Raw genomic sequence first — 23,255 nt, forward strand, 5'->3', positions numbered from 1 at the left:
TTGTAGGCGCTCTGTGAAATTGTGTAATCAGATCCGAAAGTGCCCCACCAACTGCTGCTGGTGGTTGGCCATGGCATGCAACGAGTGGCTCGCCTGCGAAGCGTCCTCCATGCGGCTGGTCAAGGTTTCACTGATGCCGCGAATGTCACTGACGCGATGGCTGATGTCTTCCACGACAGCGCTTTGCTCCAGGGCCGCGCTGGCGATCTGCTGGTTCATGTGTTCGATCACTTCCACGGCATCGGTGATGCGTTGCAGCGCCGCCTGGGTCTGATCGACTTGAACGACGCTGTCCCTGGCCAGCTCGCGGCTCGACTGGGTGCTGTGCACGACGTCCTGGCTCAGTTGCTGCAACGCTTCGATCACCGAGCGTATTTGTTCGACCGAATTCTGCGTATTGCTCGCCAGATGCCGGACTTCGTCGGCCACCACCGCGAAGCCACGGCCCTGTTCGCCAGCGCGGGCGGCCTCGATGGCGGCATTCAATGCCAGCAGGTTGGTCTGCTGGGCAATCGCACAAATCACATCCAACACCTGGCCGATGTGCTGACTGTTGCCGGCCAGTGCCTGCACTTGCTCGAGGGTGGTTTCCAGGCAGCGGTCGAGGCTGTCGATGCTGTTGACCGCGTTGGCGAATAGTTCCCGCCCTGATCGGCTAGCATTTTCGGCGGCGGTGGCGGCATCGGCCGCCTGGTGGGAGTGGCGCGCCACTTCCTGGGCGCTGGTGCTCATTTCATGCAAGGCGGTTGCCGCCAGTTCAACTTCCCGGTACTGCGTGTGCATGCCCGCGCTGACTTCCCGGGCCACCTGCGCCGAGGTGTCGGCGGTGTTGCGGGTGTCGAGGGAGGCTTGCTGGATATCGCGGATGATGGGCTGCAGTTTATCGAGAAAACGATTGAAGCCCTGGGCCAGATGGCCCAATTCATCGTGACGGTCGTCGGGCAGGCGCTGGGTGAGATCGCCGTCGCCGTCGACAATCGCATCGAGCATCTGCGCCACCCTCAGCAGCGGCCGGGTCACGCCGTAGGCGGTGAGCCAGATGAGCAACAGGCCCAAGCCGGCAGCCAGCAAGCCCAGGCTGAGATTGAACCAATTGGCCTGGCGATGCTTGTCGTCCAACTGGGCCTGCATGTGCAGGGCCGGCGCTTGTACCAGCGTTTCCGGCACGCGTATCTGCAATTGCCAGGGGGCGTTTGCCGGAGCGGTTTGCACGGTTTGCTGCACATCGACAGACGTACCCGCCACGGTGCCGCTGTGGCCGGCAATTTGCCCGGATGGGGAAAGGATGTTGATTTCGCTGTGCCCGGGATACAGGTCGTTGGCCAGGCTGGCGGCGAGCTGCTGGAGGGTTTCGAGGCTGATGTCAATGCCGACGACACCGATGACTTTGCCCTGGTCCAGCAGCGGTATGGATATGCTGCTCATCAGCGTCTTCTGGCCTTCGACCTCGATCGCGTAGGGCTCGGTCACGCAGGTGCGCCCTTGGGTCTGGGGGCAGACGTACCAGGCGTTGGCCGGCTCGCTGCCCGGTGGCGCGGTGTTGGCACTGATCTGGGCTTCGCTGAGCACTTCTTGCACCAGATGGCCGGGTTGGCTTTGCGACCAGTACAGGGCAAAGCGACCTATTTCATTGCCGGCCAGATCCCGTTGGCCGGTGAAGCCGGCATCTTCACCGACCAGCGCGTCGGGAAGCAGCACCACGTAGAAGCCCAGCACTTTTTCGCGGTTCTGAAGGGCCTGGCGAGTCGCGGCGATCAAGTCCCGACGCAGTTGCCCCGGTGTCAGTCGCCTCTTCCACGCCTGGGCGCGCAGTTGCAGGACTTGCTGGGCAAAACCTTCCCCATAGATCGCCGTTTCGCTGAAAAACCGTTCCACCCGCTGACCGTGTGCCAAGCCCTGTGCCTGCAAACCTTCCAGGGCCGAGCGCCCCAGCAATTGACTGCTTTGCTGCTTGAGCAACGTTGCGCTTTGCTGGCTCTGATACAGCGAGGCACCGGTCAGTGCGCCGACGACGGCCAGCAGGCACAGGCCGCTCAGGAGCGTGATCCGCCATTGGATAGAGAGACGAGTGAAGGACATGCTGAGGTTTTCCTGCGCGTGGGGATTTTTATTGTTCTGTGCCCAGCACGGTTTGAGCGGTGGGCGAGGTTATCTTGCGGCAGGGGGCACTTTCCCGTTATCCCGAATCGGCAGCGGTTGTGCGCCGGCATAGGGCAATGCGACTCCGCCAAGAAAACATAAAACTTGTGGCGAGGGAGCTTGCTCCCGCTGGACTGCGCAGCAGGCCCAAAAAAGAGGGGCCGCTGCGCGACCCAGCGGGAGCAAGCTCCCTCGCCACAGGGATGTCGTTGGTCCTAAGTGAATAGGGTTACAGCTGGGCTGACCTGTTTTGGGGCAGCGCTTCGGATGCTGCCGTTTTGGGATAGCGAAGGGTTTTGGTCAGGGCCTAGCATCGAATCCAGCGTGCAAGCAGAGCAATCAGCTTTTGGAAGTCGGCGAAGCTGGCGTCTGCAATCCAGCAACAACTGCCTCATACAATAAGGTCAAGAACAATGAGCGTATCTTTCCCGATCAGCAGCTCGACGGAGTTGAAACGCGGTGCCCTGGGTGTCGGCTTCATCATCTTCTTCGTGATTTCGGCGGCGAGCCCCTTGAGTGTCATCGCCGGTGGCTTCCCCATTGGCATCATGCTGGGCAACGGCGCCGGCACACCGGCGTTGCTGCTCCTGGCGCTGTTGGTGTTGTTGGCATTTTCGGCGGGCTACACCGCCATGTCCCGGCACATGACCAATGCCGGTGGTTTTTATGCGTTCACCTCCCGTGGGTTGGGGGGCTTGGCCGGAGGCGCGGCAGGGGTGCTGGCGATGTTTGCCTATAACATCCTGCAGATCGGCCTGTACGGCATGTTCGGCGGCGTGGTCAGCGGCACGATGGCCAGTGTCTTTGGCCTGGACTTGCCGTGGTGGACCTATTCGCTCCTGGCGATGGCGAGCATCGCGATTCTCGGCTATCGCAAGATCGACCTGTCGGCCCGGGTGCTGTCGGTGGTGGTCATTGCCGAATACCTGGCGATCCTGACGCTGGATTTCGCCATCCTCAAGACCGGTGGCGACAGCGGCATCAACCTCGATTCGTTCGATCGCAGCCATGTGTTCAGCGGTACGCCATCCATCGGCTTGCTGTTCTGCTTCGCGGCGTTCATTGGCTTCGAGGCCACCACCATCTACGGCGAGGAGGCCAGGAATCCGCACCGTACGATTCCCATCGCCACCTATAGCTCGGTGCTGTTGATCGGTGGTTTCTATGCCTTGTCGGTCTGGGCCATGGTGATTGGCGTAGGGGCGGACAAGATCGTGCCGACCCTGCAAGCGCTGCAGGATCCCACCACGTTCATCTACGGCATGTCCGACCACTTTGTCGGCCCGCAGCTGACCCAGATCATCCGCGTGCTGTTCATGGTCAGCATCTACGCCGGGCTGCTGGCGTTCCACAACGCCGCGGCCCGTTACTTCTATGCCATCGGGCGTGACGGTTTGCTGCACAGCCGCTTGGGCACCACCCATCGCGTGCATCAAAGCCCGCACATGGGCTCGGTCCTGCAAAGCCTGATCGCTGCGGTGGTGGTGCTGATCTTCGCCGCGCTGGATGCCGATCCGATCCTGCAACTGTTCGCCTGGTTTTCCAACCTGGCCACGCTGTGCGTGATCCTGCTCATGGCCCTGACCTCGGCGGCGGTATTGGTTTATTTCCGCGCGCATCCGGAGTTGAAGCTGGGGCTCTGGCGCGGTCGGATTCTTCCGGGCTTCTCGTGCCTGGCCCTGTTGGCGGTCCTGGCCCTTGCAGTGATTCATTTCGACGTGCTGACCGGCGCCAGCCAACTTTTGTCCTACGGACTTTGCGCGGTGATTCCCGTCGCGCTGATCGTCGGCGTGTACCTTGCCGCCCGATTGCGCAAGGCCTCGTCCGAGCGGTTCATGGCGTTGGGCAGCCACAAGCTCTAGGGCACCGCGCGACCCCATCAATCTATCCAGACAATAAATCCGCTGCCGTTCGGGACGGTCCGGCAGCGCGCGAAAGGAAGGTGTCATGCACGATTATCAAATGCTCATCGATGGGATTCGAGTCGACGGCGAGAACGGCCACTTCGATGTGCTCAATCCAGCCACCGCCACGGTGTTCGCCCGGTGTCCGGCCGGTTCCCTGGCCCAACTGGACCTTGCCGTCGAGGCGGCGCAAGCGGCCTTTGTCGAGTGGCGCCACAGCACCCATGAAGATCGCCGCCAACGCCTGTTGGACGTCGCGGCGGACATCGAGCAGGACGCCGAGTCGTTGGCCCGGCTGATAGTCCTGGAGCAGGGCAAACCGCTGGAACTGGCGTTCTCTGAAGTGATGGGGGCGGTGGCCTGGACGCGCTACGCCGCCGAGCAGCAGATCCCTGTGGAATTGGTGGAAGAAACCCCGAGCCAGCGCATTGAGCTGCACCGCAAGCCGTTGGGCGTCGTCGCGTCGATCACGCCCTGGAACTGGCCGTTCATGATCGCCGTCTGGCACATCATGCCAGCGTTGCGGGCCGGCAACTGTGTGATCAGCAAACCGTCAAGCCTGACGCCCCTGAGCACCCTGCGCCTGGTGGAGATCATCGCGCGCCATGTGCCACGAGGGGTGATCAATAGCGTGACCGGCGAACAAGGTTTTGGCAGCGCGATCACGGCCCATGCCGGTATCCAGAAAATCGTCTTCACCGGTTCGACCGCCACCGGCCAAAGCGTGATGCGCGGTGCTGCCGGCAACCTCAAGCGCCTGACCCTGGAACTGGGCGGTAACGACGCGGCCATCGTGCTGCCCGATACCCCGGTGGAGGCGGTGGCCGAAGAGATTTTCCAGGCGGCCTTCCTGAACATGGGCCAGACCTGCGCGGCCCTCAAGCGTTTGTACATCCACCAATCCCAGTACGAAGCCTTTGCCCAGGCCCTGGCCCGGATCGCCCAGCGTCAGGTGGTGGGTGACGGCTTGGCGCCTGGGGTCACGTTTGGCCCGGTGCAGAACCTCGAACAGTTGAAGCTGGTTGAGGAGCTGGTGGCCGATGCCCGTGCCCATGGCGCGCGAGTGTTGTGCGGCGGTGCCCGTCTGGACCGCCCGGGCTTTTTCTACCCGCCGACGTTGGTCGCCGATGTGACCGACGGGCAGCGCCTGGTGGACGAGGAACAGTTCGGTCCGGTGTTGCCGCTGATTGCCTACCAGGATGTCGAGGACGTCCTGCGTCGCGCCAATGCCGGCGACATGGGCCTGGGAGGGTCGGTCTGGGGCCGCGACAGCGAGCAGGCCCAGGCGCTGGCCAGCCGCCTGGAATGCGGCATGGCCTGGGTCAACTGCCATGCGCAGATCCAGCCGAATACGCCGTTTGGCGGCAGCAAGATGTCCGGGTTCGGCGTCGAGTTCGGCCTTGAAGGGTTGCTGGAGTTCACCGGCCAGCAACTGCTGTACGTACGCAAGCGTGAAACAGAATGAGGACTGCAACCATGTACGAGCACTACAAGACAGCACAGAAGAAGTTCTGGCACCCGATGAGTTCTTCGGCGCCCGCCAACCGCTCCAAGACGTTGATCATCGCCCGTGGCGACGGCAACTACATCACCGATATCGAGGGGCATCGCATGCTCGACGGTGTCGGTGGCCTGTGGAACGTCAACGTGGGCCATAACCGGCCTTCGGTGAAGGCGGCCATCGCCGCGCAGATGGACGAACTGGCTTATTACCAGACCTTCGACGGCATTGCCCATCCGCGGGTGTTCGACCTGGCCGAGCGGCTGACGTCGATGTTCGCCCAGGAAAACATGGCGCGGGTGCTGTTCAGTTCCGGTGGTTCCGATGCGGTCGAAACGGCCCTGAAAATGGCCCGCCAGTACTGGATCGCCAGCGGCGAGCCAGGGCGCACGCGTTTCCTGTCGTTGCGCAATGGCTACCATGGCGTGCATATGGGCGGCACCTCAGTGGGTGGCAACGGCGTGTATCACTACAACCATGGGCCGCTGTTGGCCGGCTGTCATCTGCTCGATACGCCGTGGTTGTACCGCAACCCCTGGAATTGCCGTGATCCAGAGGAGTTGACCGCTCACTGCGTTCGCCAGCTGGAAGACCAGATCGCGCTGCTCGGCCCGCAGACCATTGCCGCGTTGATTGCCGAGCCGGTGCAAGGTGCCGGTGGCGTGATCGTGCCGCCGGCACATTACTGGAAGCGGCTGCGGGAAGTCTGCGACCGCCACGGCATCCTGTTGATCGCCGATGAGGTGGTCACCGGGTTCGGCCGCACCGGCTGCATGCTCGGCAGCCGGGGCTGGGGCGTCGCGCCCGACGTGCTGTGCCTGGCCAAGGGCATCACCGCCGGTTACATCCCCATGGGCGCCACGGTCTTCAACCAGCGCATCGTCGATGCCATCGAAAACGGTCCGGGTTTCAGCAACGTGATCATGCACGGCTACACCTACAGCGGACACCCGACGGCGTGTGCGGCGGCCCTGGCGGTGCTGGACATCGTCGAGGCCGAGGATTTGCCGGGCAATGCCGGGAAAGTCGGTGCCCAATTGCTGGAGCAATTGCAGCCGCTGACCGAACGTTACGCGGTGGTGGGCGAAGTGCGCGGCAAGGGCTTGATGATCGCCGTGGACCTGGTGGCGGACAAGCTCACCCGCGAGCCGCTTGACCCCGCCAATGGCCTGGCCTCGCGCATCGCCGAGCAAGCGCGTCGGGCCGGCGTATTGGTGCGCCCGATTGGCAACAAGATCGTGATGTCGCCGCCGCTGACCCTCACCAGCGACGAGGCCGCCCTGATGGTCGGTGCGTTGGACGGTGCGCTCGCCGACTGCCGCTAATCTGTAAGCCGGCACGGTATGCCGTGCCGGCTCCCTGAATATAAAAACAGCCTTCAAAAGGCGCAGCACAAGGAGCTTCAACCATGCGGAACCTATCGCGTATGGAGTTTTTCGGCAGTGGCCTGGCCTGTACGCTGGCGCTTTGCGCCGCGAATCAGGTCCAGGCCTATGAGTTGTATGCCGATGACGACACTCATTTCAACGCCGACCTGCTGGCAGTGTTCGGCCATTTCAACAGTCGCAAGAACTACGACGGCAGGCCCGGCGGTTCAACCTGGCGCGAAGGTTTCATCAAGTATGGCGTCAGCGGCGACCAAGGCCTGGCCGGCCATGGCACCGCCTACGGTGCGTTCAGCCTGGTCAGTTCCGCCACCTGGGGCGATGGCGACGCGGCCGGCAATTCGCTGGGCAGCGAGCGCACGACGAAGATCGAAGACGCTTACCTGGGTTGGCGCTCCGCCGACCTGTTCCCCGTGCTGGGGCAGGACGGTGTCGATATCTCCGGCGGGCGCCAGGTGGTCAAGCTGGGCAGGGGCTTTTTGATCAACGATGACGGGCCGAACCTGGGCAAAGGGCCTGCCGACGGTCGCTTGAATCGCGGTGGCGCCTATTACCTGGCGGCCCGGCACGCGTTCGATCAGACCGCCGTGTTGCGCCTGGGTGGGCAGGAAGGGCTGCATGGCAGCGTGGTGTGGCTCAAGTCCGACAACCGCGCCCAGGCCGAAACCGAACTGGCCGCCGGCACGCTGGACTACACCGCCAAGGCCGGGACCTTGGGGTTGACCTGGATCCACGGCCTGGATGTGAACGACCGGTGGGCCAGCGATTTCCAGCGGCAACGCAAGGGCATGGACGTCTACAGTCTTCGCGGTGAAGGCGACGCCGGCATTGAAAATGCGAGCCTGGCGTTCGAATACGCTTGGCAAGACAAGGACGCCGGCCCGCAGAACGCCTGGTACGCCGAGGCCGGCTACACCTTTGCCGATCTCGCCTGGGCCCCCAAGCTGACGTACCGCTACACCCGCTATTCGCAGAAGTGGGATTCGCTGTTCACCGGGCAGAGCACCGGTTATGGCACCTGGTTCCAGGGCGAAGTCGCGGGTAATTATGCCGGGCCCTTCAACAGCAACACGGGCATTCATCATGTCGGCCTGACAGCCAAGCCCTTGGAGAACCTGACCCTCGGTGCGCTGTACTTCGACTACAACACCGTGCGTAAAGACAACGCGCTGAACCTGGATGCCCGCGAGTTGGACCTGTACGTCGAATGGGCGGTGAACGAGCATCTGATCGTCACGCCGCTGATCGGCCTCTACAAGCCGGATCGGGACGCAACGACGGGGGGCAATCAAGTGAGCGGCAATGGCACCAACGTCTACAGCCAGGTGACGGTGGCTGTGCCGTTCTGAAGCAAGGGCGTTGGATAAACCCTGTGGCGAGGGAGCTTGCTCCCGCTGGGTCGCGCAGCGGCCCCTCTTTTTTGGGCCTGCTACGCAGTCCAGCGGGAGCAAGCTCCCTCGCCACAGGGACAGTGTTTCTCTCGAGTGAGCAGTGTCCCTGCTTTCTAGCCAACCGCAGGCGGATTCTGCATCCGCTCGGCAATCCGCCGGGTCGTGTCCATCACCATTTCAATCACGGTTTCCTGGCGTAGCAGCTTGAAACTGTCGGTGCTGCCGACGGCCGACAGGCTGCCCACCACGTCGTCGAGTTCGGGGTTGACGATCGGCGCCGCGATACCGGTGAGCCCCAGGTTGAGTTCGTCGTGGGTCATGCAATAGCCGTCCTTGCGGATCTTTTTCGCGGCCTTGGAAAAGCTTGCCCAGTCATAGCTGCCGTGGGGGTCGTTGGACAGGTGCTCTTCGAACAGGCGTTGCAGGCGCCGACCCTTCTGGAAAGCGATCAACACCTTGGATTGCGCACCGCGAAAGAACGGCAGCGGCTGGCCGCGCCCGAATGAGAACTGGTAGGTGTCGCTGGGTTCGGCGATGTAGGTGTTGATGATGCGGCCGTCGTAGAAAACGCTGGCAAACACCGCCAGGCCAGTGGCATCGGACAGCTCGTGCATCAACTCGCGGCCGGCCACGAGGATCGGGTCGTACTGCCGCATCATCCAGTCCAGCTCAATGATGCGTGGCCCCAGGCCGTAGCTGCCGGCATCCACCCGAACCAGCAGGCCGGCATCGCACAAATCCTTGACGTAGCGGTACACGGTCGCCCGTGACAGGCCCATGCGCTCGGCGATGGTATCGGGGTCGATCTTCAGCGTGGCCGGGCCGAAAAGGTCCAGCACGCTCAGCATTTTGCTCAGACTGCTCATTTCGCTCCTAAAGGGGGAATGGCGCGTAGGGGGGCGTTGGGTGAGCACTATAGGTAGCCGCGGCGGTGATGAAAAGCCCGCGCATGCCCTCAGGAGCGCGTTGCCACGGTAACCGAATGCTTGAGAAATGCAAACTTATTTTCAGTCGTTTGTCCTTCAATAATACGCATTTATCTCAAAATATGATTTTAATGCAGAAAAATAGCTTGTTTTGTCGATTTGGCTGTGTGATAAATCTCAGCCACTGCAAACGCTCGATGAAGAGGGCTGGAAATGAATGGTGCGCAACTGATAGTGAAGGCGGCGGTGGCAAGCGGTATCGAATACTGCTTCGCCAACCCCGGAACGACTGAAATCCCCCTGGTGGCAGCCATGGCCAGCGCGCCAGCCCTCAAGCCGGTACTGTCCTTGTTCGAAGGGGTGTGCACCGGTGCGGCGGACGGCTACGGCCGGATTGCCGGCAAGCCGGCGATGACCTTGACGCACCTCGGTCCCGGCTTTGCCAATGGCATCGCCAACCTGCACAACGCCCGTCGCGCCAACACCCCGATCGTCAACGTCATCGGCGATCACGCGTCCTGGCACGTCAATTACGATCCGCCGTTGGCCAGTGATATCCAGGCCTTGGCCGGCAGCGTTTCCACGTGGGTACGTACCTCGCGCACGGCATCGGGCGTTGGTGAAGATTTCCAGGAGGCGGTGCGTGCCGCCTGGCAAGCCAACGGCCAGATCGCCAGCCTGATTCTGCCGATGGACCTGCAAGCCAACACCGTTCAGCACGAGAAAGCCTTCACGGCATTGCAGGCCCCGCTCCGGCGTTTTGCCGGTGACCGGATCGAGGCGGTCGCCCAGGCACTGCGCGATGGCCGGCGCCTGGTGTTTATCGTCGGCGACCAAGGCTTGTCCGTCGCCGGACTCGAAGCGGCGGGGCGCCTGGCCCGACTGCCGGGCGTGCGCCTGTTCGCCGAAACCTTTCCCCGCGTGAGTTATCGCGGTGGTGGCCTGCCGGACCTGGATCGCCTGCCTTACTTCCCTGAAGTGGCCATCGAGATCCTGGATCAATATGACGCGGTGGTCTGCGCCGGCGTCCCCGAACCCATCAGCTATTTCGGCTACGAGGGCATTGCCTCGCGGCTGGCAGAGCGCGAACGCCTGCTGTGCCTGGCTGAGGTGGGGGACGACGTTGCCGGAGCGCTCACTGCGCTGGCCGATGCCCTTGAAGCACCGGCTTATGTGCCCACGCCAAGCGGTATCGAACTGCCGCCCAGCGAAGCCACGTTGACGCCCCAATCCGTGGGTCAGGTGTTGGCCGCGTCGCTGCCGGACGACTGCATCGTTTCGGTGGAAGGCGGGACGTGCGGCTATCCGTTCTTCACTGCCTCGGCCCATGCCGCACGGCATCGGGTCTTGACCAATACCGGTGGGGCCATCGGCCAGGGCATCCCGGTGGGCTTTGGCGCCGCCATGGCCGAGCGTGGCAACAAGGTGTTCTGCCTGCAATCGGACGGCAGTGCCCAGTACACGATCCAGACCTTGTGGAGCATCGCCCGGGAGCAATTGCCGGTGGTGATCCTGATCGCGGCCAACCATCGCTACGCCATCCTGCAAAACGAACTGCGCCGCTTCGGCATGACCGAGCTGGGCCCCGAGGCCCTGAGCCTGACGGTACTGGACCGTCCTCGCATCGATTGGAAGGCCCTGGCCAAGGGCTACGGCTTGCCGGCCAGCACCGTGCACACCAACGGCGAGTTGCAGCGCGCCCTGGCCAACGCCAAGGCCGATGGCGGCCCTTGCCTGATTGAAATGGCGCTGTGAAGGAGGGGATATGAAGCAGATTCAATTGTTGCCCACAGTCGAGAAGTTCCTGTCGTTACCCGGGCGCCTGTTTATCGGCGGCACCTGGCAGGACGCCGCTGATGGTCGCCGGTTTGCCGTGGAAAACCCGGCCACTGAACACACCCTGGCCGAAGTCGCCGAAGGCGGCGAACGTGACGTGGATGCCGCTGTCGCCGCCGCCCGCGCGGCCTTCACCGGAGCTTGGGCGCAGCAGTCGCCAGCCCAGCGCGGGTTGCTGTTGTTTCGCCTGGCGGAACTGCTCGACCAGCATCGCGAAGAGCTGGCGCAACTGATCACCCTGGAAAACGGCAAGCCGATCGGCGCGGCCCGGGGCGAAGCGGCCAGCGCCGCGAATATCATCCGTTATTTCGCCGGCTGGCCGACCAAGATCGAAGGCAGCACGTTGCCGGTGTCGCCCGCCAGTGGCGCGCCGATGCTCAACTACACGTTGCGCGAGCCGGTGGGTGTCTGTGCGCTGATCGTACCGTGGAATTTCCCGCTGACCATGTGCGTGTGGAAGCTCGGCCCGGTGCTGGCGACCGGTTGTGTCGCGGTGCTCAAGCCCGCCGAACAGACGCCGCTGGTTGCCATTCGCCTGGTGCAATTGATCGAGGCCGCCGGTTTCCCAGCCGGGGTGGTCAACCTGCTTACCGGCCTGGGGGCGCGCACTGGCGCACCGCTGGCCCAGCACCCGGACGTGGACAAGATCGCCTTCACCGGTTCGACCCAAGTGGGCCGGCTGATCGCCCAGGCGGCCACCGGCAACATGAAGAAGGTCTCGTTGGAGCTGGGTGGCAAGTCCCCCAACATCATCCTGCCGGACGCCAACATCGTCCGTGCCGCCAAAGGCGCCGCCGATGGCATTTTCTACAACCAGGGCCAGGTCTGCACCGCCGGCTCGCGTCTGTACGTGCACGCCAGTGTCCTCGACCAGGTGCTCGAAGAACTCCAGCACCACGCCGCCGCCCATGTGTTGGGGCCAGGCCTGGATCCGGCCAACAGCATGGGCCCACTGGTCTCGGCCCGGCAATTGGGCACGGTGCGTGGCTACCTGCAGCGGGGCCAGGAAGAGGGCGCCGAACTGATCTGCGGCGGTGATCGTCCCGACCATTTGGAGCGCGGCCACTTCATCCGCCCCAGCGTGTTTCTCGACCGCGCCGAGCGCGCCTGTGTCGCCCGGGAAGAAATCTTCGGCCCGGTGCTGACCGTCATGAGCTGGACCGAAATCGACGAGCTGGTGCTGCGTGCCAACGACTCGCCTTATGGCCTGGCGGCCGGACTGTGGACCCGTGACTTGCGCTCCGCCCACCGCGTGGCGGCGCAGTTGAAGGCCGGCTCGGTGTGGATCAATTGCTGGAACGTCGTCGACCCGGCCTCGCCCTTCGGTGGCTACAAGCAATCCGGTTGGGGTCGGGAAATGAGCAAGAACGTGATCGATGCCTACACCGAAACCAAAAGTGTCTTCGTCGATCTGGCCTGAGCCGAATAATCACAAGAGGAACTGCTATGGATCTGGAATTGCAAGGCCGCGTGGCGATCGTCACCGGCGGTGGTATGGGCATCGGCAAGGAAGTCGCGCGCTTTCTGTCCCAGGAAGGTTGCAAGGTGGTGATCTGCGCGCGGCGCATGGAATACCTCCAGCAAGCCGCCGAGGAAATCAGCGCAGAGACCGGCAACGAGGTGCTGCCGCTGTTCTGTGACACCAACCAGATGTCGGCGGTGTCCGACATGGTCGAAGCGGCCCACAAGCACTTTGGCCGCATCGATATCCTGGTCAACGGCGCGGCGGCCCCGTCCGGCGTGGTGCGCAACGACATCGAACATGCCGGCGACGATGAATTGCTCTCGGACCTCAACACCAAGGTGATCGGCTATTTCCGTTGCGCCAAGGCCGTGACCCCGCACATGAAGGCCGGCGGTTTCGGTCGCATCATCAACATCGGTGGCCTGACCGGGCGTGGCAGCAAGGTGCTCTCGGGCATGCGCAACCTGGCCATCGCCCACATGACCAAGACCCTCTCCGACCAACTCGGCCCGTCCGGCATCACGGTCAACCTGATCCACCCCGGCGTGGTCGACACCCCGCACATCCAGGAGCTGTACGAGCGCGAAGGGGTCAAGCAGGGCAAGACGCCCGAGCAGGTGGAGCAGGGCTACATCGACGCGACGCCGATCCGACGCACCCTGGCACCCATCGAAATGGGCTGGCTGATCGGTTTCCTCGCGTCCCCCAAGGCCGGTGCGGTGACCGGGGAATCGATTGGCATCGACGGCGGCTTGACCCGTGGCATCTTCATTTGAGGAGCAGCAGTGATGAGTAACGGAACCCTTTTGGTCGCCACCGTCGGACAAGCGCTGATCCGCAGCGCCGACGACGGTCGCACCTGGCATCGCCTGGGCCTGGGCCAGGACCTGGAATTCGATGCGATCACCCGGTCCTTGAGTTTTCATCCGGGCACGCCCGAGGTGATCTACGCCGGCACCGACGTTGGCCTGTGCGTCAGCCGTGACACTGGCGGCCACTGGCAGCGGGTGGATTCACCCTTTAACGGCCAGACGGTCTGGAAGGTCGCGGTGGATCCCCAGGATGCGCAGCGGATTTTCGTCGGCACCGGCGCGCCGTCGCGCGCCGTGCTGTGGCGCACCCTCGACGGTGGCCAGAGCTGGGACCGTGCCCCGGTGGAAATCCCGGAATTCTGCGACGGCGTCAGTCGCCCACGCTTGCTGGCCTTCGCCTACGATCCGACAGATCGAAACCAGCTCTGGTTCGGCCTGGAAGAGGGCGGGCTGTTCCACAGCCGCGACGGTGGCGACAGCTGGACCCGCGTCGATGATCGCTTGCTGTGGGACTACAACTCGGACGTGCACAACATCGTGGTCCTGCCCAATCACGGGCAAAAGGTCATCGTCGTGGTGTGCGTCAACGCCGTGTACCGCAGCCTCGACGAAGGGCAGACCTGGACTGGCATCGTCGCCCGGGAAACCTTCGGCCTGTACTACGTGCGCGCCATGAATGCGGCGTTGGGCAGCGAGGATACGCTGTACCTGAGCATCTCCGACGGCACCCCAGGCACCACCAGCAAGGTGCTGGTCTCCCGGGATGCCGCCGTCAGTTGGGAAGTGCTGCCACTGCCGCAACAACCCAACTCCTGTGTCTGGGCGATTGCCTTGAACCCTGCCGACCCTCGCCAGATCGTCGCCGGTACCAAGTACGGGCATCTGTTCACCTCCGAGAATGGCGGTGACGGCTGGCAGAAGCAGTGGCGTGAGTTCAGTGAAATCGCTGATGTGCTCTGGACGCCCGCCGTGGCGCAAATCAAGTCCGGGCATCAATCCATCATCAAGAAAAACTGAGGGACCGTGCGATGAAAGTCGAAGTCGTTCGTACTCACCTGTCGTTGTTCGTGCGCGACCCGGAAGTGTCGGCACGCTGGTACGCCGACGTGCTGGGCATGCATGAAAGCGCCCGGGGTGAAAGCTGGATCATGATGGCGTTTGGTGCCAAGCATCACGACATCGCGTTGCTCCGCGCCGAGCCCGGAGCCCACCAGGGTGGCCTGGGATTGCAGCACTACGGGCTGGAGATCGCGGGCGACATGACCACCCTGCGCAAGCTCTACGGCATGTTGCTGAACAAGGGCGTCGAGGTGGTGAAGATCACCGACCACGAGATCGGCAACGGTGTGTATTTCAACGACCCCGATGGCAATCGTATGGAATTCTTCCTCGAGTCCGAACACGACGATGCGCTCGGCAAGGCCCGCTTCAAGGCCGCTGGCGCCCCCAGCCGGCATTTCGATCTCGACCCACTTTGAATGAGACTGCTCTTATGAAAGCCGCGAATTTCGCCAGTTATCACATCCGCAAATGGTACAGCTTCGTCGAGGAAACCCTGGCCAACGAAACCGGCCAGTTGGCCGACGGCGAGCCACTGTTCAAGTACGCCATCGGCGCGGTGATCGCCAACCCTTACGCCGGCCGTTTCAGTGAAAGCCTGGCCGAGCTGATAGAACCGTCGCCCTTGCTGGGCCAGGAGTTTGGTCGGCGCATTCGGGTACTGGCGGGCCAGCGTGAGATCGTCAGTTATGGCAAGGCGTGCCTGGTGGGCAGCCAGGGCGAGTACGAGCACGGCAATGCGTTGCTGACCAATCCGGCGGCGGATCCGATCCGTGTCGCGCTGGGCGGCGGCAAGTCCTGGGTGCCTTCCACCGGCAAGCGCGGCGGGCCTGGCGTGACCATCGACGTGCCGCTGGCCCACAAGGATGCGCTGTATGTCCGTTCCCACTACGACAGCATTTCCCTGTCGTTCGGCGATGGTCCGGCCGCCGACGAGTTGATCATCATCTGGGCCTTCGCCACGCGCGGGCGTTTGCATGCGCGCCTGGGTGGACTCCAGGCGGCTGACGTCAAGGGCAATGACGGCCTGTATTGAGGGGCGCTGATCGTGGGAAGCCAACGAATGTCTGCAAACAGCCAGTTCTTCACCAATCGTTCGGGGATGCGCCTGCACTATCTGTCATGGGGCGATGCGTCAGGCATTCCCGTGCTGCTGCTCCATGGGCTGCGTTCCTATGCCCAGACCTGGGATGGCCTGGCCAATGCATTGGGCGAGCGGTACTGCTGCTATGCCCTTGACCAGCGCGGTCGCGGCTACAGTGACTGGGCGGATGCCTCCAGTTACCGGACCGAGGTCTATGTCAACGATCTTGAAGACCTGGTGGCGCACCTGGGGCTGCAGCGTTTCGTCCTGGTGGGGCATTCTCTGGGTGGCACCAATGCGCTGGAGTATGCGCGGCTCCATCCGGGACGACTGCAAGCACTGGTGATCGAGGACATCGGCCCGGGTTCTTCGGTCAGCGGTGACGGCGCCGCGCGGATTCGGCGCGAGATGAGCCAGACACCGCTGTTGTTTCCTGACTGGGAGAGCGCCGCCCAGTTCTGGCTGCAAGCGCGACCTGGTCTCTCCGAGGAGGGACTGGCCTCCAGGTTGATGTATTCGATGAAGGAAACCCTGGCTGGAATCGAATGGCGTCACGACCAGCAAGGCATTGCCCAGGCGCGCCTGAGCATTGCCCCGACCGATCTGTGGCCGGCGGTACGGGCGCTGGATTGCCCGACGCTGTTCATTCGTGGCGCCCGTTCCGACTTCCTGCCCCTGGCGACCCTCGAGTCGATAAAGCAGGCCAACAAGTGGGTGAGCACAGAGGAAATCGCCGACGCCAGCCATTACGTTCATGATGACCAGAGCGCGATGTTCAACCTTGTCGTCATGGATTATTTGTACGACCAATGCCTAAAACCACAACAACAAAGCGGTGAATAGCGATGAAGCAGGAGAAAACCCAGGTAGTCATCGTGGGCGGCGGCCCGAACGGGATCACGGCCGCTCATTACATGGGGCTGTACGGTATCGACTGCATCGTCCTCGAATTGGCTGACGGCGTCCTGCCGTATCCCCGTGCGGTGGGCATGGATGACGAGGCGCTGCGGGTGTTGCAGGGCATCGGCATCGCTGAGCTGGCCGCACGCGACATGATCAGCAACGTGCCCCTGCGTTACTACAATGCGCGAGGCGTGTGTTTTGCCGAGGTCAAGCCGAGCACGGCGAACTATGGCTGGCCGATGCGCAACATCTTCATGCAGCAGTTGCTGGAAACGACGTTGCGCGAGCAGTTGGGCAAACACGCCAGTGTCGAGTTGCGCCAGGGCCATGAAATGCTCGATCTGGAGCAGGACGCCGAGGGCGTGACCTTGCAGGTGCGCGATGCCCAAGGGGAGCTGTATCAGTTGCAGGCGCAGTACGTGATCGGTGCCGATGGCGGACGTTCCAGCGTGCGCAAGAAACTCGGCATCGAACTGCTGGGGCTGACCCATCCGCGCAAATGGGTGGTGATCGACACGGCCAACGACAGCCTCGATGCACCCTATACCGCCTTGCATGCCGACCCTCAGCGGCCGTTTGTCTGCATCTACCTGCCGTATCAGCAACGGCGCTGGGAGTTCATGCTCCTGGAGGGCGAAGACGAGGGCAAAATGTGCGAAGAGGCGACGATCCGGGACTTGATCCGCGGGCATATCGGCGAGGCGGTCGATCAACTGGAGATCATCCGGATCCGCGCCTACACCCATAATTCCCGGGTCGCGGCGCGCTTTGTCCAGGGCCGTGTGGCATTGGTGGGGGATGCGGCGCATATTTCCCCGCCCTGGGCCGGGCAGGGGCTCAATTCGGGCCTGCGTGATGTCGCCAACGTCAGCTGGAAGCTCGCCGCGATTCTCCAGGGGCGGGCGGCGCCGGCAATTCTGGCCAGTTACGACCAGGAGCGCCGCGGGCATGCGACCGATCTCATCGCGTTGGCCGACAACATGGGCGCGGTCCTGGGGCTGACCAACCCGTTGATGGCCGGGGTGCGAGACTGGTTGTTCCAGGCCGTTAACAGCGTCGACAACCTGCGTTCGCATTTGCTGGAGTTCAAGTTCAAACCCAAGGCGACCATCACCAAAGGCCTGGTGTATCACGAGCGTGCCGAGTTGCATGAGAATGATCTGGTCGGGCAGTTGTTCATCCAACCGTCCATCGAAGATGCCCAAGGCCAGCGTCGGCGCCTGGACGAGGTACTGGGGCATTCCTATGCGGTGCTGGGGTATCGGGTCAATCCGAGCGAACAACTCAGCGAGCAGACCGCTGCTTATTGGGCGCGCTGGGACACGCGTTTCATCCAGATCAATCGCTCGCGCAGTGGCGTGGGGCGCAATCAACCCTTGTCGGCCAGCGGTGCCATTTGCGTCGAAGACGTCGATAACCGCCTGGGGGAATGGTTCGCCAAGGTGCGAGATTGCGTCGTGGTGGTGCGGCCGGATCGGTTCGTTGCTGCGATCACCACCCCCGAGCGACTCGAAGGTGTGTTGCGCAAACTGGCGGAGCAACTGTCATGAGGCGCGAAGAGGATCTGCTGGTCCGGCTTCACGACGCCGGGCAGGCCATACACGCCTTGCCTTCGTTGGAACCCGAGGCCGTCGATTTGCCGACGGGCTACACCTTGCAGCGCGAGGCACTGCGTCGGCGCCAGGTCGGTGGTGAGCGGCTGACCGGATGGAAAGTGGCCTTCGCTGGCCGCGCCGCCCAGGACCGTTTCGGTATCGATGAGCCGGTATTGGGGGTGCTGACCGATGCCATGGTCGTGGAACCTGGACAGACGGTGTCCCTCGCACGGCTGATCCAGCCGAAGTTGGAAATCGAGCTGGCGTTTGTCCTGGGGCGCACGCTGGTGCCCGGTTTCTACAGCGACGAGGACATTCTCGCCGCCATTTCCGAGGTCGCGCCGGCGTTCGAGATCGCCGACTGTCGTTGGCAAGGCTGGCGTTTCGGCGTCGGCGCGTTTCTGGCCGACAACGCTGCTGCGGCGCTGTATTGCCTGGGGTCGCGGGTCGGGTTTCATCCCGGGCAACTGGCCCACGTGAACTATCGCCTGGAATGTGACGGGGTGCCCTGTGGCGAGGGCAATGCCCAGGCGCGGGAGGACACGCCCCAGGCCAACCTGTGCTGGCTGGTCCGGCGCTTGCTGGCCGATGGGCAGTGTGTCGAAGCGGGGCAGGTGGTGCTGTCCGGGTCTTTGTTGGCGCCTCTGGACATCAAGGCCGCCGAGTACCGGTTGCACATGCTTGGCATGGAACTGGCTTTGCTTTTCCGGTAGTCAGCACTGTTCACCCAAGTGAAATGATGAACCCGTGGCGAGGGAGCTTGCTCCCGCTGGGCTGCGCAGCAGACCCATTTTTATGAGCGCTTCGCCCTGGAGCGCCAGCCCGGTCAAGCGGGAGCAAGCTCCCTCGCCACAGGTTTATCGACTTCTTTGGATATCAGCATCAGGTTTAAGCACAGCGCCACCGAGGAACAATGATCATGTTCGCCGAAGTCCGTACCTTCAATGATCCTCAGCAACACGCCGGTTCGATCCTGGGCTGGCAACAAGTCTATGACCAGCTCGGGCGCGGTTGCCTGTCCAGCGAGCTGCGGCAGGTGTGCGCCGAACGTTTCCAGATTTTCCAGGAGGTGCTGGATAAACGCGTGGTGCAGCGTGGTTGCGCGCCAAAAGGACGTTTGTGCATTGCGATGTCCCTGGGTGGTGCGCCGGTGGTGCAGGGGCACCAGGTGGGCGCCCACAGCGTCGTGCTGTTGCGCGATGGCGAAGATTTCGTCCTGCACGCCCCGGAAGGCACGCATTTCTTCGCGGCCAATGTCGACACGGTGCGGTTCGCCAAGCTCGCGGCCTACGAACTGTCGGGCGAACAGCTCAAGCGCTTGAAGAGCGTGTCCCAGGTCAGCGTGGATGAGGTGGTGCTGCGTCGGGTGCAACAACGGATCCACCCACTGTTTCGTCACCTTTTGGAACAGACCGACGCGGTCAATCCCGCCGCGGAGAAAATCCTCGAAGACGTGTTGCTCAACGCCTTCCTCGACCTGTTCAGCCACGCCTCGGACGAGGTGCGCGGCCGGCGCGGCAATTTTGCCGTCAGTGCTTACCTGGTCAAGCGTTGCCAGGAACTGGTGGTGGCCAGCGCCGATGTGCCCTTGAGCATCCTCGATTTGTGCGAGCAATTGCGGGTCAGCCGCAGGACCCTGCAGAACAGTTTCCAGGCCGTCACCGGCATGCGTCCGGTGGAGTACCTGCGTAACCTGCGGCTCAATGCGGTGCGCCGCCGACTGATCACGACCCGTGCGGCCGCGCTGAACGTCAGTGAAATCGCGGTGGCGATGGGGTTTTTCCACCTGAGCCATTTTGCCGTCCATTACCGGGCGCTGTTTGGCGAGTCACCCTCGGACACGCCCAGGGCATCGGCGTGATGAGTGGCCTCCTGCGGTGTTACCGAAGCGCCTTCCTGCACCGATAAAAGGCAGCCGCTGAGCTGTTTGGTAGCACACCCGTGCGACCCTGGGCCAGAGACGGCAGTCGTTCTCCTCGGCAACTTCCTTCAAATCAAACCCTTGCACGATAACGCGTGTGGTTGGCATGCATTCTGCTTTTATGAATCCATGGATAATTGGATACAAAAATGCAGAAGGTGCTGCCATGCAATTTGCTCCGACGTACGCTGAACGCCCGCCCATGACGGCCGAGGAGGAGGCCTACAACTTCCTGCTCGATGCCATTTGTGGCGGTCGGTTACGCAAGGGCGACCGGCTGATTGCCGAGGACATCGCCAACGAGATCGGCATGAGCCGTATGCCGGTGCGCGAAGCCTTTCGCCGTCTGGATGCCCAGGGCCTGGTGACGCTGCGGCCCAATCGCGGGGCGGTGGTCAGCGGCCTCGACATCAATGAATTGCACGAAGTCTTCGAAATGCGCAGTGCCCTCGAAGGCCTGGCGGTGCGTGTCGCGACGGCGAAGATTGGCGAGCGCCAGTTGGCCGCCCTGGAGCGCTTGCTGGACGAGATGGACGATTACCGCGAGGAAAGCGCCGAGTGGGTCAGCCGCCATCGCGCCTTCCATGAATACCTGTGCAGCCTCAGCGGTCGCCCGCGATTGCTCAAGCAGATCAGCGCACTTTACTCCCTGATCGAAGCGCCCATGCGCCTCTGGCTGCAGCACGTGGAAAAGCCCTTGAGCGCGCGCCAGGAGCACATGCTGATTCTCGATGCCCTGCGTGCGGGCGATGCCGAGAAGGCCGAAGCGGTGGTGCGTGCGCACATCGAAGGCACCGTCCCTGAATTGATCGAGTTCCTGCAATCGAAAAAATAACGAGAGCGGGTCACTTAGAGCCTGCCCCGTGTTTTGACTTTGAGTACTGCCCGTCATTAATGAACTGGAGTGTCTGGTCATGCATAAGCCTCGCCTGTTGGTTGCCGCTTTATCCTTGGGTTTCTGTGCGCAATGGGCGGTTGCCGCGCCCGTTGTCCCGGAGCGTTTGCTCAAGGCCGATAAACTCGTCTACTGCTCGGGCATGGATTCGCCGCCGCTGGTGTCCTTCGATGAGGCGCAGAAACCCAAGGGATTGACCGTGGACCTGGGGCTGGAAATCGCCAAGCGCCTGGGTGACAAAAAAGTGGAGTGGCGGGTGATTCCGTTTTCCGGATTGCTCCCGGCGCTGTTGGCCCAACAGTGCGACATGATCGTCGACCAGCTGTTTGACAAGCCCGAGCGCCGCGAGGTGATCGACATCGTCAACTACATGTATTCCAGTCAGGCGGTGGTGGTGCCCAAGGGCAATCCAAAGGGCCTCAAGACACTGCCGGATCTCTCCGGACACAAGGTCGCGGTGCTCAACGGTTCCACCATCAAGACCTTGCTCGACGCCGAGAACGCAACCCTGGCCAAGGCCGGCAAGCCGCCCATGAAACTGGTGGTCTACAACTCCGACACCGATGCCTTCCAGGCCCTGCGCATCAGCCAGGTCGACGCCTACGGCACCACCGTGGAAACCGCCGGTTACTACGCCACCATGGCCCCCGACCTGTTCGAGGAAGGCGTGCCGGCCTTCAGCCGGATTCTCACCGGCCTGGGTATTCGCAAGGACGATCCGCAACTGACCGCCGCCGTGCAGCAGGTGATCGGCGATATGCGCAGCGATGGCAGCTACAGCCAACTGCTCGGCAAATGGCATGTCTCCAGTGACACCCTTGATTGAGGTGAACCGTCGATGAATTTCAATTGGGATGTGTTCTGGCAGTACCTGCTCCAGCCCAGTGGGGTGTACCTCACCGGGCTCTGGCTGACCTGCCTGATCAGTGTGCTGGCGATGTTGCTGGGCTGCATGCTAGGGCTGGCCGCCGCGCTGTTGCGGTTGTCGAAAAACCCGTTGCTGCATGTGCCGGTGCGCTTTTACGTGTGGCTGATGCGCGGCACGCCGTTGCTGGTGCAGATCGTCTTTCTCTACACCGCGCTGGCTGCCGGCGGGATTTTCCGCTTCGAAGACATCGACCTGTTTGGGCTGGTGATTCCCGGCAATATCCAGGCGGCGATCATCGCCTTGGGGCTCAACGAGGGCGCCTACATGGCCGAGATCATCCGCGCCGGCATCGGTGCGGTGGACAAGGGTCAATACGAGGCTGGACGTTCCCTGGGCATGACCTTCGCCAAACTGATGCGGCGCATTGTCCTGCCCCAGGCGTTCCGGGTCATCGTTCCGCCGTTGGGCAACGAGTTCAACGTGATGCTCAAGAACACCACGCTGGTCAGCGTGATCGGCGTCCAGGAATTGTTGCTCAGTACCCAAATGGTCACCTCGGCGACGTTCCGGGTGTTCGAGTTGTACCTGGTGGTGGCGATCTACTTTCTGTTGCTGACCACGCTGTGGGGCTTCTTCCAGCGCTGGCTGGAGGCCCGTTTCGGTCAATCGGACCGACCTTCGTCACCACCGCCGGCGTCGACGCGGATGTTCGGTCGCAGCACCCTGAACCTGCTGAGGGCACGTTGACCATGGCGCATAAAAGCGAAGAGTTGATCATCGAGGCGCTGGACGTTCACAAGTCCTTCGGCGAGTTGCAAATTCTCAAGGGCATCTCGTTGCAAGTGCGGCGCGGCGAAGTGGTGGTGCTGATCGGTGCGTCGGGCTCGGGCAAGACCACGTTCATCCGTTGCATCAATCTGCTGGAAGACATCCAGGGCGGACGCATCCGCGTCAATGGCCAGCCCATGGGCTATCGCGAACGGGCCGATGGCAGCCTGGTGCGCGAGTCGGAGCGCAACATCGCCCGGCAGCGGCGAGACATCGGCATGGTGTTCCAGCGCTTCAATCTGTTCCCCCATATGACCGCCTTGGAAAACATCATCGAGGCGCCGATCCAGGTGCTTGGGGTGACTCGCGCCGCCGCGCTGGAACAGGCCCGTGGGTTGCTGGAGCGGGTCGGCCTGGCGGACAAGGCCGATCACTACCCATCGATGCTCTCCGGCGGCCAGCAACAGCGGGTGGCGATTGCCCGGGCCCTGGCCATGAAACCCCAGGCCATGCTGTTCGATGAACCCACCAGCGCCCTCGACCCGGAAACCGTCGGCGAGGTGCTGCAGGTGATGAAGGAGTTGGCCGAGGAGGGCATGACCATGGTCGTGGTGACCCATGAAATGGGCTTTGCCCGGGAAGTGGCGGACCGTGTGGTGGTGCTCGACCAGGGCGAGCTGATCGAGCAAGGGCCGCCGGAGCAGATTTTCTGTCATCCGATTCATCCGCGCACCCGGGCGTTTCTCAGTCGCGTGTTGTGACGTTCCCCGGCCACCGAATTCCTGTCTTGAAGAGTTTTTGCC

Annotated in this window: 20 protein-coding genes and 1 pseudogene; 18 read left to right on the top strand and 3 right to left on the bottom strand. The window is 62.8% G+C overall.

The genetic code is table 11. The features are described from left to right. Nucleotides 1-27: 27 nt before the first annotated feature. The gene (locus tag J3P85_RS11685; protein ID WP_434706358.1) at nt 28-783 is read right to left on the bottom strand and encodes a methyl-accepting chemotaxis protein; all 756 of its coding nucleotides are present in this window, start codon (nt 781-783) and stop codon (nt 28-30) included. 150 nt (nt 784-933) lie between these two features. After that, nucleotides 934-2,079 (bottom strand): annotated as a pseudogene (locus tag J3P85_RS11690) (PDC sensor domain-containing protein); the annotation flags it as partial. Nucleotides 2,080-2,552: 473 nt separating this feature from the next. Here J3P85_RS11690 and J3P85_RS11695 point away from each other — a divergent pair. From J3P85_RS11695 to J3P85_RS11710, 4 genes are all read left to right on the top strand, one after another. After that, complete coding sequence (locus tag J3P85_RS11695; protein ID WP_434705896.1) at nt 2,553-4,001, top strand: APC family permease; 1,449 nt, start codon at nt 2,553-2,555, stop codon at nt 3,999-4,001. Between the two features lie 85 nt (nt 4,002-4,086). Then, a complete protein-coding gene (locus J3P85_RS11700; RefSeq protein ID WP_434705897.1) occupies nt 4,087-5,508 on the top strand; it encodes an aldehyde dehydrogenase family protein in 1,422 nt (473 codons plus the stop codon). 11 nt (nt 5,509-5,519) lie between these two features. Then, the gene (locus tag J3P85_RS11705; RefSeq protein ID WP_434705898.1) at nt 5,520-6,869 is read left to right on the top strand and encodes an aminotransferase class III-fold pyridoxal phosphate-dependent enzyme; all 1,350 of its coding nucleotides are present in this window, start codon (nt 5,520-5,522) and stop codon (nt 6,867-6,869) included. 83 nt (nt 6,870-6,952) lie between these two features. Further along, nucleotides 6,953-8,278 carry a hypothetical protein gene (locus J3P85_RS11710; protein ID WP_434705899.1) on the top strand — a complete coding sequence of 442 codons (1,326 nt, stop codon included), beginning with the start codon at nt 6,953-6,955 and terminating at the stop codon, nt 8,276-8,278. Nucleotides 8,279-8,433: 155 nt separating this feature from the next. Here the strand turns inward: J3P85_RS11710 and J3P85_RS11715 are convergent, their stop codons facing one another. After that, a complete protein-coding gene (locus J3P85_RS11715; protein ID WP_434705900.1) occupies nt 8,434-9,186 on the bottom strand; it encodes an IclR family transcriptional regulator in 753 nt (250 codons plus the stop codon). A gap of 273 nt (nt 9,187-9,459) precedes the next feature. On the opposite strand from J3P85_RS11715, the gene J3P85_RS11720 reads away from it, so the two are divergent. From J3P85_RS11720 to J3P85_RS11785, 14 genes are all read left to right on the top strand, one after another. Beyond that, nucleotides 9,460-11,001 carry an acetolactate synthase large subunit gene (locus J3P85_RS11720; RefSeq protein ID WP_434705901.1) on the top strand — a complete coding sequence of 514 codons (1,542 nt, stop codon included), beginning with the start codon at nt 9,460-9,462 and terminating at the stop codon, nt 10,999-11,001. A 10-nt stretch (nt 11,002-11,011) separates the two neighbouring features. Further along, nucleotides 11,012-12,502: an aldehyde dehydrogenase family protein gene (locus J3P85_RS11725; protein ID WP_434705902.1), complete on the top strand. Its 1,491-nt coding sequence runs from the start codon at nt 11,012-11,014 to the stop codon at nt 12,500-12,502. 26 nt (nt 12,503-12,528) lie between these two features. Then, nucleotides 12,529-13,323 carry an SDR family NAD(P)-dependent oxidoreductase gene (locus J3P85_RS11730; protein WP_186705869.1) on the top strand — a complete coding sequence of 265 codons (795 nt, stop codon included), beginning with the start codon at nt 12,529-12,531 and terminating at the stop codon, nt 13,321-13,323. 12 nt (nt 13,324-13,335) lie between these two features. Then, a complete protein-coding gene (locus J3P85_RS11735) occupies nt 13,336-14,376 on the top strand; it encodes a VPS10 domain-containing protein (RefSeq protein WP_434705903.1) in 1,041 nt (346 codons plus the stop codon). Nucleotides 14,377-14,387: 11 nt separating this feature from the next. Further along, a complete protein-coding gene (locus tag J3P85_RS11740) occupies nt 14,388-14,837 on the top strand; it encodes a VOC family protein (protein WP_053122009.1) in 450 nt (149 codons plus the stop codon). A gap of 14 nt (nt 14,838-14,851) precedes the next feature. Continuing rightward, nucleotides 14,852-15,454, top strand: a complete 603-nt coding sequence (locus J3P85_RS11745; protein WP_434705904.1) for an amino acid synthesis family protein — start codon at nt 14,852-14,854, stop codon at nt 15,452-15,454. A gap of 27 nt (nt 15,455-15,481) precedes the next feature. Then, a complete protein-coding gene (locus J3P85_RS11750) occupies nt 15,482-16,345 on the top strand; it encodes an alpha/beta fold hydrolase (RefSeq protein WP_434705905.1) in 864 nt (287 codons plus the stop codon). 2 nt (nt 16,346-16,347) lie between these two features. Beyond that, nucleotides 16,348-17,955 (top strand): bifunctional 3-(3-hydroxy-phenyl)propionate/3-hydroxycinnamic acid hydroxylase, encoded by a 1,608-nt coding sequence (locus tag J3P85_RS11755; RefSeq protein ID WP_434705906.1) that lies wholly within the window; start codon nt 16,348-16,350, stop codon nt 17,953-17,955. Beyond that, nucleotides 17,952-18,713, top strand: coding sequence for a 2-keto-4-pentenoate hydratase (locus J3P85_RS11760; protein WP_434705907.1), 762 nt, complete (start codon nt 17,952-17,954; stop codon nt 18,711-18,713). The genes J3P85_RS11755 and J3P85_RS11760 overlap by 4 nt, the downstream gene beginning before the upstream one ends. 206 nt (nt 18,714-18,919) lie before the next feature. Then, nucleotides 18,920-19,861, top strand: a complete 942-nt coding sequence (locus J3P85_RS11765) for a helix-turn-helix domain-containing protein (protein ID WP_434705908.1) — start codon at nt 18,920-18,922, stop codon at nt 19,859-19,861. A gap of 226 nt (nt 19,862-20,087) precedes the next feature. Next, nucleotides 20,088-20,756, top strand: coding sequence for a GntR family transcriptional regulator (locus J3P85_RS11770; protein WP_434705909.1), 669 nt, complete (start codon nt 20,088-20,090; stop codon nt 20,754-20,756). Between the two features lie 79 nt (nt 20,757-20,835). Further along, on the top strand, nt 20,836-21,642 hold the full coding sequence (locus J3P85_RS11775) for an ABC transporter substrate-binding protein (RefSeq protein ID WP_207962209.1): 807 nt from the start codon (nt 20,836-20,838) through the stop codon (nt 21,640-21,642). Between the two features lie 12 nt (nt 21,643-21,654). Further along, nucleotides 21,655-22,431, top strand: coding sequence for an amino acid ABC transporter permease (locus J3P85_RS11780; protein ID WP_250964382.1), 777 nt, complete (start codon nt 21,655-21,657; stop codon nt 22,429-22,431). A gap of 2 nt (nt 22,432-22,433) precedes the next feature. Then, nucleotides 22,434-23,213 carry an amino acid ABC transporter ATP-binding protein gene (locus J3P85_RS11785; protein WP_053184086.1) on the top strand — a complete coding sequence of 260 codons (780 nt, stop codon included), beginning with the start codon at nt 22,434-22,436 and terminating at the stop codon, nt 23,211-23,213. The last annotated feature ends 42 nt before the right edge of the window (nt 23,214-23,255 follow it).

The sequence above is a fragment of the Pseudomonas sp. Z1-12 genome, from assembly GCF_051132015.1.
In the GTDB taxonomy this organism is placed as follows: Bacteria; Pseudomonadota; Gammaproteobacteria; order Pseudomonadales; family Pseudomonadaceae; genus Aquipseudomonas; species Aquipseudomonas zanjanensis.